Origin of the sequence: Cupriavidus sp. Agwp_2, assembly GCF_040784895.1 — a bacterium.
GTDB lineage: Bacteria > Pseudomonadota > Gammaproteobacteria > Burkholderiales > Burkholderiaceae > Cupriavidus.
In genome coordinates this window covers 2184963-2200782 of sequence record NZ_CP088084.1, presented here as the reverse complement: position 1 = coordinate 2200782, position 15820 = coordinate 2184963, and the positions used below count along the sequence as shown (strand labels likewise).

The following is a 15820-nucleotide window of genomic DNA, read 5'->3' as shown; positions in this document are numbered from 1 at the left end:
GATCCGACCGGCCCGCAGGCCGGCATTGCACGCGGCGCCCAAGCCAGCGCCGCGTGTCCGCCCCCAAGCAGCAAGAGCCTGACATGCAAAGAATCCTGGTAGCCAACCGCGGCGAGATTGCCTGTCGCATCATCCGCGCCGCAAAGGCGCTTGGCATCGAGACCGTGGCCGTGCATTCCGAGGCCGACGCCGGTGCCATGCATTGCCAGATGGCCGACGTGGCCGTGCCCATCGGTGCCGCCCCCGCGGCACAAAGCTATCTGAATACCGAAGCCGTCCTGGCTGCCGGACTGGCGCATGGTGCCGACGGCGTGCATCCGGGTTATGGCTTCCTCTCCGAGAACACTGCCTTTGCCCAGGCCGCCGAGGCCGCCGGCATGCGCTGGATCGGGCCGTCGGTCGAATCGATCGAGAACATGGGCGACAAGAACCGCGCACGCGAGATTGCTGCCGCCTGTGGGGTGCCGGTGCTGCCGGGCAGCATCCGCTTCCTGCCTGGCGAGCTGTCCGGGCTGGAAAGCGCCGCCGCGCAAGTGGGCTATCCGCTGCTGGTCAAGGCCGCGGGCGGTGGCGGCGGCATCGGCATGAAATGCGTCGAGGGCCCCGACGCGCTGGCCGCGACCGTGGCCTCCACGCAGGCGCTTGCGCTCAAGGCCTTCGGCGACGGCAGCATCTACCTGGAGCGCTACGTCGCGCGCGCACGCCATATCGAAGTGCAGGTATTCGGCTATGGCGACGGCACGGCGGTGCATCTGTTCGAACGGGAATGCTCCGTGCAGCGCCGCTTCCAGAAGATCATCGAAGAAAGCCCGGCACCCGGCCTGCCGCCCGAAGTGCTGGCACGCATGACCGCCGCCGCCGTCGCGCTGGCCGAGTCGCAACGCTATCGCGGGGCCGGCACGGTCGAATTCATCGTCGATGCGGACAGCGGCGAGTTCTTCTTCCTCGAAATGAATACCCGCATCCAGGTCGAGCACGGTGTCACCGAAGCGGTCACCGGCTGGGACCTGGTGCAGGCGCAGATCCGGCTGGCCGCCGGCACCCTTGAGCGTGTCGCGCAAGCCGACATCCGCCGACAGGGCGCGGCGATCGAATGCCGCCTGTATGCCGAGAACCCGGCCCGCCACTTCATGCCCTCGCCGGGCAGGCTGTCGGCCTTCGCGCTGCCGGCGATGCCGGCGTTGCGCGTCGACACCGGCGTGCGCGCGGGCGACACCATCACGCCCTACTACGATCCGATGATCGCCAAGCTCATCACGCACGGCACGGGGCGCGAGGCGGCGCGGCAGGCGATGCTGGCCGCGCTGGCGGACACGCATATTGAAGGGATCCGCCATAACGTCGAGTTCCTGGGCAATGTACTGGCGCATCGCGATTTCCGCGCGGGGCAGGTCGATACCGGCTTCGTCACGCGCGAAATCGCGCAACTGACCGGTGCGAGCGAGGTGCAGGCATGAGCGCGCTGCCTGTCGACATGCCCGCTGCCGCGGCCAAATCGTGGCGCATCGAGCCATCAGGCGATCGCCTGCTCATCATTGAATTCGACGTGGGCAGTGATGCCAACGCCTTGAGCGCCGCCAACCGGCAAGCCTGCGCTGCGGCAGCGCGCATTGTTGCCGCCGCGCTGCCGGGGGTAACCGATGTCGTGCCTGCGCTGACCACGGTGGGCATTCACTACCGCCCGTCCGCAGTCGGCGCGGCGGCAGCTTCGGCACCGTTCCAGGCGCTGGCCACGGCGCTCTCCCGCTTGCTGGCCGAGCCACTCGACACCTCGGCCGCCACCTCCCGCGTGGTCGACATCCCGGTCTGCTACGGCGGCGACCACGGGCCGGATCTCGAGGAAGTGGCCGCAAGCTGCGGGGTCTCGCCCGCAGCGGTGATCGCGCTGCACAGTGCGGCGCCGGTCGATGTGCTGATGCTCGGATTCGCGCCCGGCCACCCATACGTGGGCAAGTTCGACGCACGGCTGGCGCCGCCACGGCGCAGCACGCCGCGCACGGCCGTGCCCGCTGGCTCGATCGGGCTGGCCAACTGCCAGTCCGTGATCTATCCGATGGTGCTGCCCGGCGGCTGGAACCTGATCGGGCGCACGCCGCTGGTTTTGTTCGATCCGCACCGCGATGCGCCCTGCCTGCTCAACGCGGGCGACCAGGTACGCTTCGTGCCGGTCTCGGCCGCACAGTTCGATGACATCGCCGCGTCGCAAGGCACCGCCTCACCGGCTCAGGGAGCGCTCTGATGACCACGACACCGACTACACCGGCGCAACCGATCGGGGCCGTCATCGAGGTGATCAAACCCGGCGCGCTGAGCACGTTCCAGGACCTCGGCCGCGTCGGCTACCAGCAGCTCGGCGTACCCGCCAACGGCGTGATGGACGAGCGCGCGCATCGCCTGGCCAATGCACTGGTCGGCAATCCGCAGGACACCGCGACGCTGGAGATCACGCTGATGGGGCCGACGCTGCGCTTCGGCACGACCACGGCCGTGGCAGTCTGCGGCGCGGATCTTGACGCCAGCATCGACGGCACGCCGTTGCCCACCGCGCAGGCGTGCGTCGTGCCAGCCGGCGCGACGCTGAGCTTCGGCAAACGCAAGAGCGGGCTGCGCGCCTACCTGGCCGTTGCAGGCGGCTTTGCGCTGGATCCGGTCATGGGGAGCGACAGTACCTTCGTGCGTGGCGGATATGGCGGCATGCAGGGCAAGCCGCTGCGCAAGGCCGATGTGATCGGCTTGCGCGCACCGCGTGCCGCGTTGCCCGGCGCGCCAATGCAGGCGCGCTTCGCCGCCGGCGTCATGGCGGCGCCCGAAGCCCCATTGCGCGTGGTACGCGGGCGCGAGTGGGATGCGTTCAGCACCGACGCGCACGCGGCATTCACCAGCGCCGGGTTCCGTATCGGTGCGCAGTCCGACCGCATGGGCTACCGGCTCGAGGGGCCCGCGCTGACGCTGTCTTCGCCGCGCGAGATGTGGTCCGAAGCGGTGGCCTTCGGCACGATCCAGGTGCCGCCCGACGGCCAGCCGATCGTGCTGATGGCAGACCGCCAGACCACCGGCGGCTATCCCAGGATCGCCCACGTCTGCACCGTGGACCTGCCGCGGCTGGCGCAGCGCATGCCCGGTGAGAGCGTGCGCTTTATCGAGGTCGGGCTGGAGGAAGCGCAACGGCTCGCGCAGTTGCAGGATGCGGCCTTCGCGGCGCTGGAGCGTGACCATGGCTGAGATCGATTTCAACAGCGACCTTGGGGAGAGCTTCGGCATCTACCGCCTTGGCGACGATGCCGCGGTGCTGCCGCATATCAGCTCCGCCAACATCGCCTGCGGCCTGCACGCCGGCGATCCGCAGACCATTGCCGCGACCGTGCGCGCCGCGGTGGCGCAAGGCGTGGCGGTTGGCGCGCATCCGGGCTTCGCTGACCTGCAAGGCTTCGGGCGCCGCGCCATGACGCTGTCGCATGGCGAGATCTACAACCTGACCGTCTACCAGGTCGGCGCGGTGCTGGCCTTTGCCCGCGCCGCCGGCTGCCGCCTGGCCCATGTCAAACCCCATGGCGCGCTGTACAACATGGCAGCGCGCGATGACAGCATGGCGCGAGCCCTGTGCGAGGCCGTGCGCGATGTGGATCCTTCCCTGGTGTTCTTTGGCCTGGCCGGCTCCGCGTTGGTGCGTGCCGCGCGAGAGACCGGCCTGGCAGTCGCCGAAGAGGTCTTCGCCGACCGCAGCTACCAGGCGGACGGATCGCTGACGCCCCGCGGACAGCCAGGCGCCATGATCACCGACGTCGGCACTGCGGTTGCCCAGGTGCTGCGCATGGTTCGTGACGGCGTCGTGCGCTCGCAGCAAGGCACCGACGTGCCGGTGCGCGCCGACACGCTGTGCATTCACGGCGACCAGCCGGGCGCCGCCGGCTTTGCGCGCGACATTCGCGCCGCGCTTGCGGCCGAAGGCATCACGATCCGCGCCCCGCGTACCGGGCCGGGTCGCTGACAGTCACCACCCCATCCAGATCAACAACACAAGACGCCCCCATGCCAGACCAACCGAATGCCTTGCCCATCGTCGCCGAGACCACCGGCACCTTGTGGAAGATCGTGGCCGCGCCCAATGTCGCGCAAGCGCGCGATGCCACGCTGGTGATTATCGAATCGATGAAGATGGAAATTCCCGTGGAAGCGCCCGCTGACGGTTATGTGGCCGAGTATCTGGTCGGTGAAGGCGAGCCGGTCGAAGAAGGCCAGGTATTGGGTGCTTTTATTCTGGCCGCCTGAATTTCCGGACCAGTCATCGCTTGCCATGGCTTGATTTTTTCAGGCCTCATCCTCGCCGGCCATCTACAGGTCGGATTATCAGAAGAAAATAATCGGCCGGCCCACGCTTCAAAAAAAGAACGGGCAGCAATACGACGACAATAGTGCATGCCATGCCCCGCAAGGGAACACGGCATGCACCCGGTCAGTTCATTGCCGGGCAGCCGAATAAACGGAGACAGAAAAATGCATGGTCATCACCGACCAGGACCCGTTGCGTTTATTTTCACGGATTTTCGCAGTTGATTTTTACTGGCACGCTTGTTGCTGAATAGAAAATCAGAGCTTCCAGGCGTGCATTAACGCTGTGAATGCGGTGAGGACTGACCTGATAAATCCGGCAGTCCATTAACAACAACAGGTACGCAGCCGCGAAGATGGCGGCGCAGCGTACCGGGTATTCATGCTCAGACCCCGGGACCCGCGGGCTGCCACCGGCAGCCCGCGCGGCTTCTTTTACCCTGCTTCTGGAAACGTGATCATGTCCAACGCCCCCACTTCCACGCTGCCGCTGGCGGATGCCCCCGCTTCCGCCCCGGCTTCGACCCCGGCTTCGACCCCAGCTTCGGCTCACACCTCTGCCCCGGCGAGCGGCGATGTCGCCGTGGCCCGCAAGGCCGCGGTGGCCGCCGCTGCCGGCACTGCCATCGAGTACTACGAGTTCGGCATCTATGGCTACCTGGCCGCCACCATCGGGCCGCTGTTCTTTCCGAGCAACAACGCCACCGCGTCGCTGCTGGCGATCCTCGCGGTATTCGGCAGTGCCTTCCTGATGCGCCCGATCGGCGGCATCGTGCTGGGCCGCCTCGGCGACCGCATCGGCCGTCGCGCCGTGCTGCTGGTCACCGTGATCGGCATGGGTGTGGCCACCGCCGCCATCGGCGTACTGCCCGTTGCCGCGACCGCGGGCCTCGTGGCTCCGCTGTTGCTCTTGCTGATCCGGCTGGTGCAAGGGTTCTTCGCCGGCGGCGAAGTCACCGGCGCGGCCGCGTACGTGGCCGAATCGGCGCCACACGGCAGGCGCGGCTTCTTTGGCGCGTTCACGCCGGTGGGCGTGGCCATCGGCGGCGCGCTGGCGGCAACCGTGTGCGGCCTGACCAGTTCCATCCTCGGCAGCGAAGCCATGACCGCATGGGGCTGGCGCATCCCGTTCCTGAGCGCGATCCCGATGGTGATGATCTCGTTCCTGGTGCGCAAGCGCGTGGAAGAATCGGTGGCGTTCCAGCAGTTCCAGCAGCACAGCGAACCGCCCAAGGCACCGCTGAAGGAAGTATTCAGCCTGCACACGCCTGCCGTGCTCAAGGTGCTGGTACTGTCCTTCGGGCAAAACGTGGGCTACTGGGTGGGCCTGGTGTTCATGAATATCTACATGACCACCTACCTCAAGTACGACAAGACCACCGTCTACTGGATCATGGCCTTCGTCAGCCTCACCATGGCGGTGCTGATGCCATTCTGGGGCGGCCTGTCCGACCGCCTGGGCCGGCGCAAGGTGCTCGCCATCGGCTTTGTGGGCTACACCGTGCTGGTGGTGCCGATGATGATGCTGATGGACCAGCAGAGCATCGGCCTGGCCTTCCTCGCCATGCTGATCGTGGCGCTGCCGATGCCGATCGTACAGTCCGTCGGCTACCCCACCTACGCCGAGCAGTTCCCGACCCGCGTGCGCTATTCCGGGATGGCCTTCAGCTTCAACCTGGGCGCGATCCTCGGCGGCGGCGTGACACCATACGTGGCCACCGCACTGATCGGCGCCACCGGCAACCTGCTCTCCCCCGCATACCTGCTGATGGGCGGATCGGTCATCGCATTGCTTGGGCTGCTGGGCGTCAGGGAAACCGCGCGCGAGGCCCTGCGGTAATGCGACACCAGCCTGGAGCGACCAATATGCATGACGCTACCGTTGCGCTGCCCGGCTGGGCAGCCAGCCCCGCCGGCGCGCGCGCCGCCATCCGCAGCGGCGCGTGGCGCGGGCACACCGCCGGCATGGCGCCCGGCCGCGTGCAGGGCAACCTGATGATCCTGCCACGCCAGTGGGCCGATGATTTCCTCGCCTACTGCCGTGCCAATCCCGTGCCCTGCCCGCTGATCGGCATGACCGGGCCGGGCTCGCCGCTGGTGCCGGGGCTGGGCGAGGATATCGACCTGCGCACCGACCTGCCGCGCTACCGCGTCTGGCGCGATGGCAAGCTGGCTGAAGAGTGCGACGACATCAGCGCCTTGTGGCGCGACGACTTTGTCGGCTTCGTGCTGGGATGCTCGCTGTCCTTCGAAGATGCGCTGCAGCGCGCCGGCCTGGCGGTGCGGCATGTCGATGAAGGCAAGGTCGTGCCGATGTACCGCACCAGCATCGAAACCACGCCGGCAGGGCCGTTCCGGGGGCCGATGGTGGTGTCGATGCGGCCCTATACGCCCGGGCAGGCCGCGCACGCCAGCGAAATCTGCGCCGCGTTGCCGGCGGCGCACGGCAAGCCAGTGCACGCCGGCGATCCGTCTGCCATTGGCATTGCGGACATCAACCGTCCCGACGAAGGCGAGCCCACCGCCATCCTGCCAGGCGAGATCCCGGTCTTCTGGGGTTGCGGCGTGACACCCCAGGCCGCGGCCGTGCAGGCGCGACTGCCGCTGTGTATCACGCATGCGCCGGGCTACATGCTGGTGGGTGACGTGGCGATCGAGGACGTCAGGCTTATTTGAGCCGCTATCGCTGCAGCAAGTCCCGCACCGCCAGCTCGAATCGCGGATCCAGCACGGCGCCCACGTTGAAGCGCGACCAGGGCGAGACCGCCTCGGAGTCGACGCGAAATACCCGCCCGGGCGCCATCATGACTTTTCTTGCGAGCAACGCCTGGGCGATCGGCAGGGAATCCGTCACGCCAGGCAGCGTGCCCCACAGGTACAGGCTTTGCCCGGTCCGTGCGAAGACGCTGGCATCAAGCCGGTCGAACAGCGCCAGCGCCTGCTCCGTGGCATGCGCCAGGCGCGCGCGCAACCTGGCGATGTAGCGCTGGTAGTGTCCCTCGCTCAGGATGACGTCGACGGTACGCTCGCAGTATTCCGAACTGCTGACATGGATCAGTGCCTTCAGGTCCGCGAGATCGCTGGCAAGATCGGCGCCGCAGGCGATGTACCCCACTCGCAGGGCGGCAGAGAACGACTTGGAAAAACTGCCGACATAGATCGTGCGCTCCAGCTGGTCCAGCGCAGCCAGCCTGGGCAAGGTGGCAGGCTTGAAATCCGTGAGGGCGTCGTTCTCGACAATCAGCAAGTTGAAGCGCTGGGCCAGTTGCAGCACGCGGTAGGCCTTGGCAGCCGACAAATCCGATCCGGTCGGGTTGTGCGCCAATGATTGCGTGAAGAACAGGCGCGGGCGCTCTGTCAGCAGCAGGCGTTCGAGCGCTTCCAGGTCCGGACCGTCGGCTAGCCTCGGCACGCCGATGATGCGCGCGTTCGCCAGCTTCAGTTTGCCGAACAAGGGATAGTAGCCGGGGTCGTCTACAAGGACAGGGGCGCCGGCCGGCACGAAGTAGCGGATCACGAGGTCCAACGCGTCGTTGGCGCCGTGCGTCAATACGATCTGACGGGGATCGGCGCCAACGCCGATGTCGGCGAGCTTGCGTACAAGGTGGGTGCGCAGCGGCTCATAGCCGAAGCGGTGGCCGTACCGGAATAGCGATCCCAGTCCGGTCCGCACCACCTTGTGGTGGTATTTGTCGAGCCGCGCTTCCGACAGCCATTCGACGGGAGGAAAACCGTCTCCCACCGCCAGCACATCCGGCCGGCTCTTCAGCTGTTCCCGCATGAGCCAGACGATATCCATCGCGCGCCCGAGCGAACCGGCCTCCTCGGCTTGCGTCGATTTCGGCGGTCCCGCCAGCACGAAGTATCCCGCGCCTCGGCGCGGCTCCACCAGGCCGCGCGCCACCAGCATCTCGAACGCCGCCACCACCGTGTTCTTGCTGTAGCCATGCATCTGTGCCACGTCGCGCAGCGACGGCAGCCGCTCTCCCGGGCGGTAGGCGCCTTCGGCGACTTGCCTGGCGAGCGAGTCGGCCAGCGTGGTGGCGATCGCGGGGCGTTTGCGGGGCATTGGGGACGGCGATGCGCAAAAGGACTCGCCGGGGGTGGGCGGCCACTGTCCCGAAAAATTGTACCTTTATTCACTGGTACAGTGTCCCTAAGCTGTGTCCCATTCCACATGCCCCGAAAGGATGGAGACACCGATGGCTACCAGTTCCGTATTGCCCAATTTCCGCGCGCTGACGCCGGCGCAGCGCCTCGATCACATCGTGGGTGCCGCGTCGCTCACGCCGGAGGAAGCCCGTCTCGTGGCGCAGCCCGGTGCGCTGGGGGCAGGCCTTGCTGACGGCATGATCGAGAACGTCGTCGGCACCTTCGAATTGCCGTTCGGCATCGCCGGCTACTTCCAGGTCAACCGCCGCGACGTGCTGGTGCCGATGGTCGTCGAGGAGCCCTCGGTGGTGGCCGCCGCCTCATACATGGCAAAACTCGCACGCGAGTGCGGCGGCTTCGAGGCATCGAGCACGGGGCCGCTGATGCGCGCCCAGGTCCAGGTGCTGGGCATCGGCGATCCCTATGGCGCACGGCTGGCGCTGCTGAAGCGCCGCGACGAGATCCTTGCCGTGGCGAACAGCCGCGACAAGGTGCTGATCGGCCTTGGCGGCGGTTGCCGCGACATCGAGGTCCATGTCTTTCCCGACACCCCCCGCGGCCCCATGATCGTGCTGCACCTGATCGTGGACGTGCGCGACGCGATGGGTGCGAACACCGTCAACACGATGGCCGAGGCCGTGTCGCCGCTGGTGGAGACACTGACAGGCGGCTCGGTGCGGCTGCGCATCCTGTCCAACCTTGCCGACCTGCGGCTGGCACGGGCGCGCGTGCGGCTGACCGAGGCGGCGCTTGCCACCCCCGAGCGCAGCGGCGCCGAGATCATCGACGGCGTGATCGACGCGTACACCTTTGCCGCCATCGACCCGTACCGGGCCGCCACGCACAACAAGGGCATCATGAACGGGATCGACCCGCTCATCGTCGCCACCGGCAACGACTGGCGCGCGGTCGAGGCTGGCGCGCATGCCTACGCATGCCGTGGCGGGAGGTACACCTCGCTCACCCATTGGGAGAAGGACGCCGCCGGTGCGCTGGTGGGCACGATCGAGATGCCGATGCCGGTCGGGCTTGTCGGCGGCGCCACCAAGACGCACCCGCTGGCACGCGTGGCACTGAAAATCCTCGATGTCAGGTCGGCCCAGGAGCTTGGCGAAGTCGCGGTGGCGGTCGGGCTGGCGCAGAATCTCGGCGCGCTGCGCGCGCTGGCCACCGAGGGCATCCAGCGCGGCCACATGGCCCTGCACGCCCGCAACATCGCGCTGGTCGCCGGCGCGGTGGGCGGCGAGATCGAAGCCATCGCGAAGCGGATGGCGACCGAAAAGGATGTGCGTACCGATCGCGCGGTGGCCCTGCTGGCAGAGCTGCGCACGCGCTGATTTCACCCCGCCGCACCGCCGCTTGACTACATACACACGACAGATGGAGCCGGGCCGCAGACGTCGACCCGGCGCAGACCATCGGGACAGGAGACAACCCATGCACACCAACGAAGCTTCGGCGCCACTGCGCCTGATCGAAGTCTGGGGCGACACCGCAGATACCCGACACCTCGCCTGGTCGATCGTGATCGGCGCGGTTGTCAGCCTTGGCGGATTCCTTGTCGCGGCGCGCCTGCTGGCTGGCCTGGCCAGTTCGCCCGAGTTGGCCAGGGCCTACGCAATGCTGGCGGGGCTGGGCGGTTGCCTGCTGGCCGGCGTAATCTGCGCGGTGCTGTTCCGTCCCAAGCGGCAAGTGATCGAGGGCGAGCCTGGCGATCCGCGCTGGCGCGACGACGTCCTCGCCACGCTCGCCGGCCAGCCCGGCGGGCTCGGATCGATCGCCGATCTGCCTGCCGCCGTCCGCCAGGAGATGAAGGAGCTGCAGCTCTACGATCTCTTCGCCTCCCATGAGCACAACCATACGGCGGGCAATGGTCCGCCGCGCCTGGCCACGCCACGGACCGCCGTGCTGGCGGATCCGAGCGCCTGACGCGGCCTGACACCGCCTGACGCCGCCTGACACCATTCCTTGCCGGAGACGCCATCATGATCGAATCCGTATTGCTGACCCATCTCCTCGTCGCGGCCGCCTGGGGGCTGGCCGGTGCCATCGCGTTCGCCGCCATCGGCCTGATTTCCGGGACGGACGAAACCACCACGCTGGCGCCGCTGACGCTGCTGGTGGTGCTTCTGGGCGCGCCGCCCGAAGGTGTGTTCACCTTCTTCCTCGCCGGCGCCGTGGCCAAGCACATGACCCACGCCATCCCTACCGCGCTGCTCGGCATCCCGGGCGACACGATGGCCACGCCGCTGCTGGAGGACGCCAATCACCTGCGCAACCTCGGGGTGCCGCATATTGCCCTGCGCAAGATGATTTCCGGTGCCATCATCGCGGCCTTCGTCTCGGTGCCGCTGGCAGTGCTGTTCGCCGTCATGCTCGCGCCGTTCGGTGCAACGATTACCAAGGCAGCGCCGTGGATCTTCGTCGCGGCAGCGGTGGCCATCGCCTACTGCTCGTCCGGAAAATGGGCCTCGGTGGCAACGCTGGTGCCGTTCGTGATCGTCATCGTGGCGCTGCAGGCCATGACTGCCAAGTTCGGCAGCAAGCTGAGCATCAGCTACTTCCTGGGTATTGCCATCGGACCGCTGATCGCGGACCTGTTCTCCATGCTCTCGCCCAAGGAGCGTGAACGTATGCGCCGGGATAAGGTCCGCGCGTTCGCATTGGCGCCCGACGTCAAGGGCTGGTCCGGCTATTTCCCCAATCCGGCGCGCGTGCTCGACAAAAGCCAGGTGAAATGGACGATCGGCGCCGCCGCCGTGTCCAGCGCGACGTTCGTCTTCAGTCCGGTCGCCATGACGGTGGTGCTGGGCGAAGTGGTCGGGACGCGCATCCGGCACGCGTATCACCGCCTGACCACCGTGCTGAGCGTGCGCAACGGCGTCACCGAGGCCACCTACATCGCTGAGGCGCTCATCCCGCTCATCGCGTTTGGCTTGCCGCTCAGCCCGGTCGCCGCCGGTCCCGCCGCACCGCTGTTCAACGCACCGCCGGTCTTCACCGTCGATGCCGGAACCGGCCAGACGCACAACCTGCACAACTTGCTGAGCCACTGGGAGTTCCTTGGCTATGGCCTGCTTGCGGTGGCGCTCGCCGCGCTGGTCGCCTACCCGTTCGCCATGAACTTCGCCCGCCGCTCGGCGCTGTTCGTCTCGCGCAGGATTTCGCACGAGGCCATCATCGGGACGTTCGTCGGACTGATCCTGGTAATCAGCGTCTGGGAGGGCGGCCTGGTCGGGCTGCTGGTCATCCTGACGATGGGCCTGCTGGGCGGCTTGCTCTCGCGGGTTATCGGCTTCAATACCGGCGTGCAGTTCATGGGGTATTACACGGCGGTGCTGACGGTGCCGGCATTGCTGAAGCTGATCGGCCTGTGACGGGTTCTGCCATCGCAATCCGCGATGGCGGATTCTCGATTCACTGATTTGCCGACGGCAAGCGCGGCGCGATCATCTGGCAACCTTTCCACACTTTGCAAGGATGTCAGATGCAGCACACCGAACCCAGGCGCTACCGCTTTACCGGGCATGAGCGCGTCTTCCACAACGTTTCGGCCATCGACGCCCTGCCGGACGTGCTGGCGTTATTCGGGTATCGCCGCGTCTTCGTCGTGTGCTCGCGCTCGATCCGGACGAAGACGACATGGATCGACCGCTTGCAGGCGCGGCTTGGCGAGCTGATCGTCGGCCTCACCGATGAAGTGGGGGAGCATTCGCCCCTGTCCAATGTGCTGAAGGCAGCCAGGCAGGTGCGCGAGGCCCGCGCGGACGTGATCGTGTCGGTTGGTGGCGGGTCGGTCATGGACATGTGCAAGGCGATGCAACTCTGCATCTCCGAAAACGCCTGCGACCGCGAGTCCCTGCTCAGGCTGCAGTTCGTCTTGTCCGCCGACGGCACCGAGATGCTGACCACCTCGCACGCCCCCGCGGCGATCCGGCAGATTGCGATTCCGACGACGCTGGCCACGTCGGAGTGGACCCCGGTCAGCACGCCGGTCGACGACGAAACCCGGCTGAAGGCCCGCTTCGTGGTTCCCGACGGCTCGCCGCAGGCAATCCTCTACGACCCAGCGCTGCTGCGGCAGACACCGGTTCGGCTGCTGTGGTCAACCGGCGTCCGTGGCCTGGACCATGCGATCAACACGGCCTGCTCGTCTTCGCCCCATCCTTTTGCCAGCCTGTTGGCCGAGCAAGCCATTGCGTTGTACCTCCGACACCTGCCGCAACTGGCGGACGCCAGCGCCCCGGAAGCGCTGGCTGCCTTCACGCAGTGCCCGCTGGCTACATCAATATGCAATTGCTGCGCCATGCCAGCGAGCATGGCGTGCCGGCTAAATTCCGCATGCAAGTCAACAGCTACGATGCCGTCTGCCTGATGGTGGAATCCGACATGGGCATCGGCATCCTGCCGGTCAGCCTGGCGCAGCGCTATGCCCGGACCATGGCTATCCGCGTGGTCAGGCTTGATGCGCCCTGGGCACACCGCAAGCTGAACCTTTGCATCCGATCCTACGAAGCCTTGCCCGTCGCTGCGCGCAAGCTGGTCGACCACCTGTGCCCATCGGCACAGGCGATCATCGCTGCCGCTTCCGATCTGGCGCCTAGTCCACGGTTGCGCCGGCGGTCCTGACGATGTCCGCCATCGCACCATCGCCGATGGAGATGGCAGGCCTGCGCGCTGCCATCGCCCTGCAAAGCTCGCCGTCGGCTACTCCCAACGCCGTCACTTTCGCATCGCACAGGACTCGCCGAGCACGAGATCCAACGGCAGATTTACCTGGCGTGCGGGGACATCGACCACGCCCTCCAGTCTGTCCAGCATCAACTGCGCCGCTGCTTGCGCCGCCGCTTCGATATTGAAGCGCAGCGTTGTCAGCGGGGGATACATCAGCTCCAGTGTTTCCGGGGTACCAATGCCTATCACGGAAAGGTCTCGCGGAATATCCAACCCGGCTTTCCGCGCCGCATAGATGGCACCCGAGAGCAAGCGGGTGCCAAGCCCGATCATTGCGGTGGGTGGCTCTTTAAGGGCAAGCATCGCGCTCATCTGCGCTCGCGAGGAATCCACCGCAGACCGTGACATGAATACCAGTGCCGGGTCATAAGGGATCCCCGCTGCCTGAAGGCCATCCTGGTACCCCAACAATTTCTCGCGCCCCGGCCGAATGTGCTCACCGGGGCCGAACAAGGCAATGCGGCGATGGCCAAGGGAAACCAGGTAGTCCACTGACTGCCGCACGCCGGCGCGATGGTCGAGCATGACCGCATCCATCGGCGTTGGTGTCTCCCTGTCAAGAATGACAACGGGCAGGCCACATGCACGGAACACAAAGTCCGCGGGCGACTCGCTCTCCACACTGGGCGCGGCAATGATGCCCTCAAGCCGCCGCGTCTCGAAGAGTGTGACCAGTTCACGATCGCGGTGAGGCTGGTCCAGCGTATTTCCCACAATGACCGAATAGCCGGCCGCCTGCAGGTGACGCTCCACCTCGCTGAAATGGGCAGCCAGCAGCGGATTGCGAATGTTCGAGACCAGGTATCCGACCGTGTGGCTGCGACCTGTGCGCAGGTGTTTCGCGGCAAAGCTTGGCGCATACCCCAGCTTGTCCACGGCAGCCAGGACCCGTGCGCGCAGTGCAGCGCTTGCGTAACCCGTTTCATTCAACACACGCGACACGCTGCCGATTGAAACGCCCGCAGCCTCAGCTACATCCCTCACCGATACGCGTTGCGTCATGGTCTTCCCTAATGAAAACGTTCCACAGTTGGACGCCATTTTTTCCGACTGCTAATTTACCACCACGCCGTTTTTCAGTGTTTTGCCGCTCTGAAAACGTTTTCCGAATTCTGTATAGAGGCGCCGCCGGTGCCCGCACCGGAGACCCACCGCTTTACCCATCAACCATGCGCCGCGCCAACGCGGCCAGAGGAGACCCTATGGCTCGCATGCCATATTTTGACGTCAACGAAGTGACCGGCCCGCTCGGCGAGCTGGTGCGCGGCCGTCCGCCGCTCAACCTGTACCGGATCCTTCCCAACGCGCCCGAGACCGCTATCGGCTTCCTGTCGCTGGGGCGCGCCATTCTCACCAGATCCGCGCTGCCCGCAACGCTGCGCGAACTGGCCATCCTCAGGGTGGGCGCACTGTGCAGGGCTACCTACGAGATCCACCAACATCGCCGGGTGGCGCGCGCCGCCGGCTTGCCCCAGGCAAAGATCGAAGCTGTCCTCAGGCCGGAGTCCACCGACGGCCTCGACCCGCGCGAGGCGCTGGTGGTCGCGTTCACCGATGCCGTGGTGCGGGACGTCAAGGCGCCCGAGGAACTCTATGCGCGCATAGCGAAGGAACTTGGAGACCAGCAGACCATGGAACTGCTGGTGACCATCGGCTACTACATGCTGGTGTCACGCCTGCTGGAAAACCTGGAAGTCGATATTGAGAACCCGCCGATTGAACATCTGGAGATGCCCCGTGACTGATACCCTGCAACCGCGTCCTGACCAACAACTTTTCGCGCCCGCGCTGGGCACTGTCCGGCGCGAGGGGCGCCTTGCCGGCCGTCGTATCCTGGTGGTCGGCGCTGGCCAGCGCCAGACCGTGGATCAGGTCCCTTCCGTCGGAAACGGCCGGGCCATGTCCGTGCTGTTTGCGCGCGAGGGTGCGGCAGTGACTTGCGCCGACATCGACCCCGGTGCCGCCCAAGGCACAGCTGACTGGATCGCTCGCGAAGGGGGCCGGGGCTTCGTCGTGCAAGCTGACGTTTCCGACCCTGCCCAGATTGCGCGGATGGTGCGCGAAGCCGTCTCGGCCATGGATGGCCTGGACGGGCTGGTCGTCAATGTCGGCATCGGCAACCAGAACCGCTTCGGCAGCGAGAATCCTGCCGACTGGGATCGTGTACAAGACCTGAACCTGCGGGCGCCAATGTTCTGCGCGCAAGAGGCGGCGGCGGTCATGCCACCGGGCAGCGCGGTCGTTTTCGTCGCCTCCACTGCGGCGATTTCGCCTCTGAGCGGCCTGCCGGCCTATGAATCGTCCAAGGCCGGGCTGATGGCGCTCGGTCGCGCCGTCGCCTTTGCCGGGCAAGGCACAGGCCTGCGCGCCAACGTGCTCGCGCCTGGCTTGATCGACACGCCAATGGGACGCGACGCCTCCCGCGCCCGACCGTCGCGCGCGGCGCGCCCGCTGCCGTTTGGCAGGCAGGGAACGGGCTGGGAAGTCGCCAACGCCGCGCTCTTCCTGATCAGCGCCGAGTCCTCCTACGTCAACGGGCAGATGCTGGTCGTGGATGGCGGACTGTCCATCGGTGCCGTGCGCGCCGCAGCCTGAGCCACCCGGC

Annotated in this window: 16 protein-coding genes; 14 read left to right on the top strand and 2 right to left on the bottom strand. The window is 66.7% G+C overall.

Annotated elements, in window-relative coordinates:
• The first annotated feature begins 83 nt into the window (after positions 1 to 83).
• The 7 genes from LPA45_RS27695 to LPA45_RS27665 all read left to right on the top strand — a co-directional run bounded on the left by LPA45_RS27695 (position 84) and on the right by LPA45_RS27665 (position 7005).
• The gene (locus LPA45_RS27695) at positions 84 to 1457 is read left to right on the top strand and encodes an acetyl/propionyl/methylcrotonyl-CoA carboxylase subunit alpha (protein WP_199414713.1); all 1374 of its coding nucleotides are present in this window, start codon (positions 84 to 86) and stop codon (positions 1455 to 1457) included.
• Positions 1454 to 2239: a 5-oxoprolinase subunit PxpB gene (gene pxpB / locus LPA45_RS27690; RefSeq protein ID WP_199414714.1), complete on the top strand. Its 786-nt coding sequence runs from the start codon at positions 1454 to 1456 to the stop codon at positions 2237 to 2239. The genes LPA45_RS27695 and pxpB overlap by 4 nt, the downstream gene beginning before the upstream one ends.
• The gene (locus tag LPA45_RS27685; RefSeq protein ID WP_116323063.1) at positions 2239 to 3222 is read left to right on the top strand and encodes a biotin-dependent carboxyltransferase family protein; all 984 of its coding nucleotides are present in this window, start codon (positions 2239 to 2241) and stop codon (positions 3220 to 3222) included. Before pxpB ends, LPA45_RS27685 begins: the two co-directional genes overlap by 1 nt.
• On the top strand, positions 3215 to 3988 hold the full coding sequence (locus LPA45_RS27680) for a LamB/YcsF family protein (RefSeq protein ID WP_116323064.1): 774 nt from the start codon (positions 3215 to 3217) through the stop codon (positions 3986 to 3988). The genes LPA45_RS27685 and LPA45_RS27680 overlap by 8 nt, the downstream gene beginning before the upstream one ends.
• A gap of 41 nt (positions 3989 to 4029) precedes the next feature.
• Complete coding sequence (locus LPA45_RS27675) at positions 4030 to 4269, top strand: acetyl-CoA carboxylase biotin carboxyl carrier protein subunit (RefSeq protein WP_116323065.1); 240 nt, start codon at positions 4030 to 4032, stop codon at positions 4267 to 4269.
• A 520-nt stretch (positions 4270 to 4789) separates the two neighbouring features.
• Positions 4790 to 6169 carry an MFS transporter gene (locus LPA45_RS27670; RefSeq protein ID WP_116323066.1) on the top strand — a complete coding sequence of 460 codons (1380 nt, stop codon included), beginning with the start codon at positions 4790 to 4792 and terminating at the stop codon, positions 6167 to 6169.
• 26 nt (positions 6170 to 6195) lie between these two features.
• Complete coding sequence (locus LPA45_RS27665) at positions 6196 to 7005, top strand: putative hydro-lyase (RefSeq protein ID WP_116323067.1); 810 nt, start codon at positions 6196 to 6198, stop codon at positions 7003 to 7005.
• Positions 7006 to 7009: 4 nt separating this feature from the next.
• Here LPA45_RS27665 and LPA45_RS27660 read toward each other — a convergent pair whose 3' ends face one another.
• The gene (locus tag LPA45_RS27660; protein ID WP_317920042.1) at positions 7010 to 8398 is read right to left on the bottom strand and encodes a PLP-dependent aminotransferase family protein; all 1389 of its coding nucleotides are present in this window, start codon (positions 8396 to 8398) and stop codon (positions 7010 to 7012) included.
• Positions 8399 to 8531: 133 nt separating this feature from the next.
• Here LPA45_RS27660 and LPA45_RS27655 point away from each other — a divergent pair, with 133 nt between their 5' ends.
• From LPA45_RS27655 to LPA45_RS27635, 5 genes are all read left to right on the top strand, one after another.
• The gene (locus LPA45_RS27655; RefSeq protein ID WP_116323069.1) at positions 8532 to 9818 is read left to right on the top strand and encodes a hydroxymethylglutaryl-CoA reductase, degradative; all 1287 of its coding nucleotides are present in this window, start codon (positions 8532 to 8534) and stop codon (positions 9816 to 9818) included.
• A gap of 100 nt (positions 9819 to 9918) precedes the next feature.
• Entirely contained in the window at positions 9919 to 10410 is a 492-nt protein-coding gene (locus tag LPA45_RS27650) for a hypothetical protein (protein WP_233528392.1), read from the top strand.
• Positions 10411 to 10466: 56 nt separating this feature from the next.
• On the top strand, positions 10467 to 11858 hold the full coding sequence (locus LPA45_RS27645) for a tripartite tricarboxylate transporter permease (RefSeq protein ID WP_199414715.1): 1392 nt from the start codon (positions 10467 to 10469) through the stop codon (positions 11856 to 11858).
• 110 nt (positions 11859 to 11968) lie between these two features.
• Positions 11969 to 12856, top strand: a complete 888-nt coding sequence (locus LPA45_RS27640) for an iron-containing alcohol dehydrogenase (RefSeq protein ID WP_317920041.1) — start codon at positions 11969 to 11971, stop codon at positions 12854 to 12856.
• Complete coding sequence (locus LPA45_RS27635; protein ID WP_334223315.1) at positions 12823 to 13110, top strand: LysR substrate-binding domain-containing protein; 288 nt, start codon at positions 12823 to 12825, stop codon at positions 13108 to 13110. The genes LPA45_RS27640 and LPA45_RS27635 overlap by 34 nt, the downstream gene beginning before the upstream one ends.
• Before the next feature lie 93 nt (positions 13111 to 13203).
• Here LPA45_RS27635 and LPA45_RS27630 read toward each other — a convergent pair whose 3' ends face one another.
• The gene (locus tag LPA45_RS27630; protein ID WP_116323070.1) at positions 13204 to 14217 is read right to left on the bottom strand and encodes a substrate-binding domain-containing protein; all 1014 of its coding nucleotides are present in this window, start codon (positions 14215 to 14217) and stop codon (positions 13204 to 13206) included.
• A 209-nt stretch (positions 14218 to 14426) separates the two neighbouring features.
• On the opposite strand from LPA45_RS27630, the gene LPA45_RS27625 reads away from it, so the two are divergent.
• On the top strand, positions 14427 to 14960 hold the full coding sequence (locus tag LPA45_RS27625) for a carboxymuconolactone decarboxylase family protein (RefSeq protein ID WP_233528395.1): 534 nt from the start codon (positions 14427 to 14429) through the stop codon (positions 14958 to 14960).
• Positions 14953 to 15810, top strand: coding sequence for an SDR family NAD(P)-dependent oxidoreductase (locus LPA45_RS27620; RefSeq protein ID WP_116323072.1), 858 nt, complete (start codon positions 14953 to 14955; stop codon positions 15808 to 15810). The genes LPA45_RS27625 and LPA45_RS27620 overlap by 8 nt, the downstream gene beginning before the upstream one ends.
• Positions 15811 to 15820 lie beyond the last annotated feature (10 nt).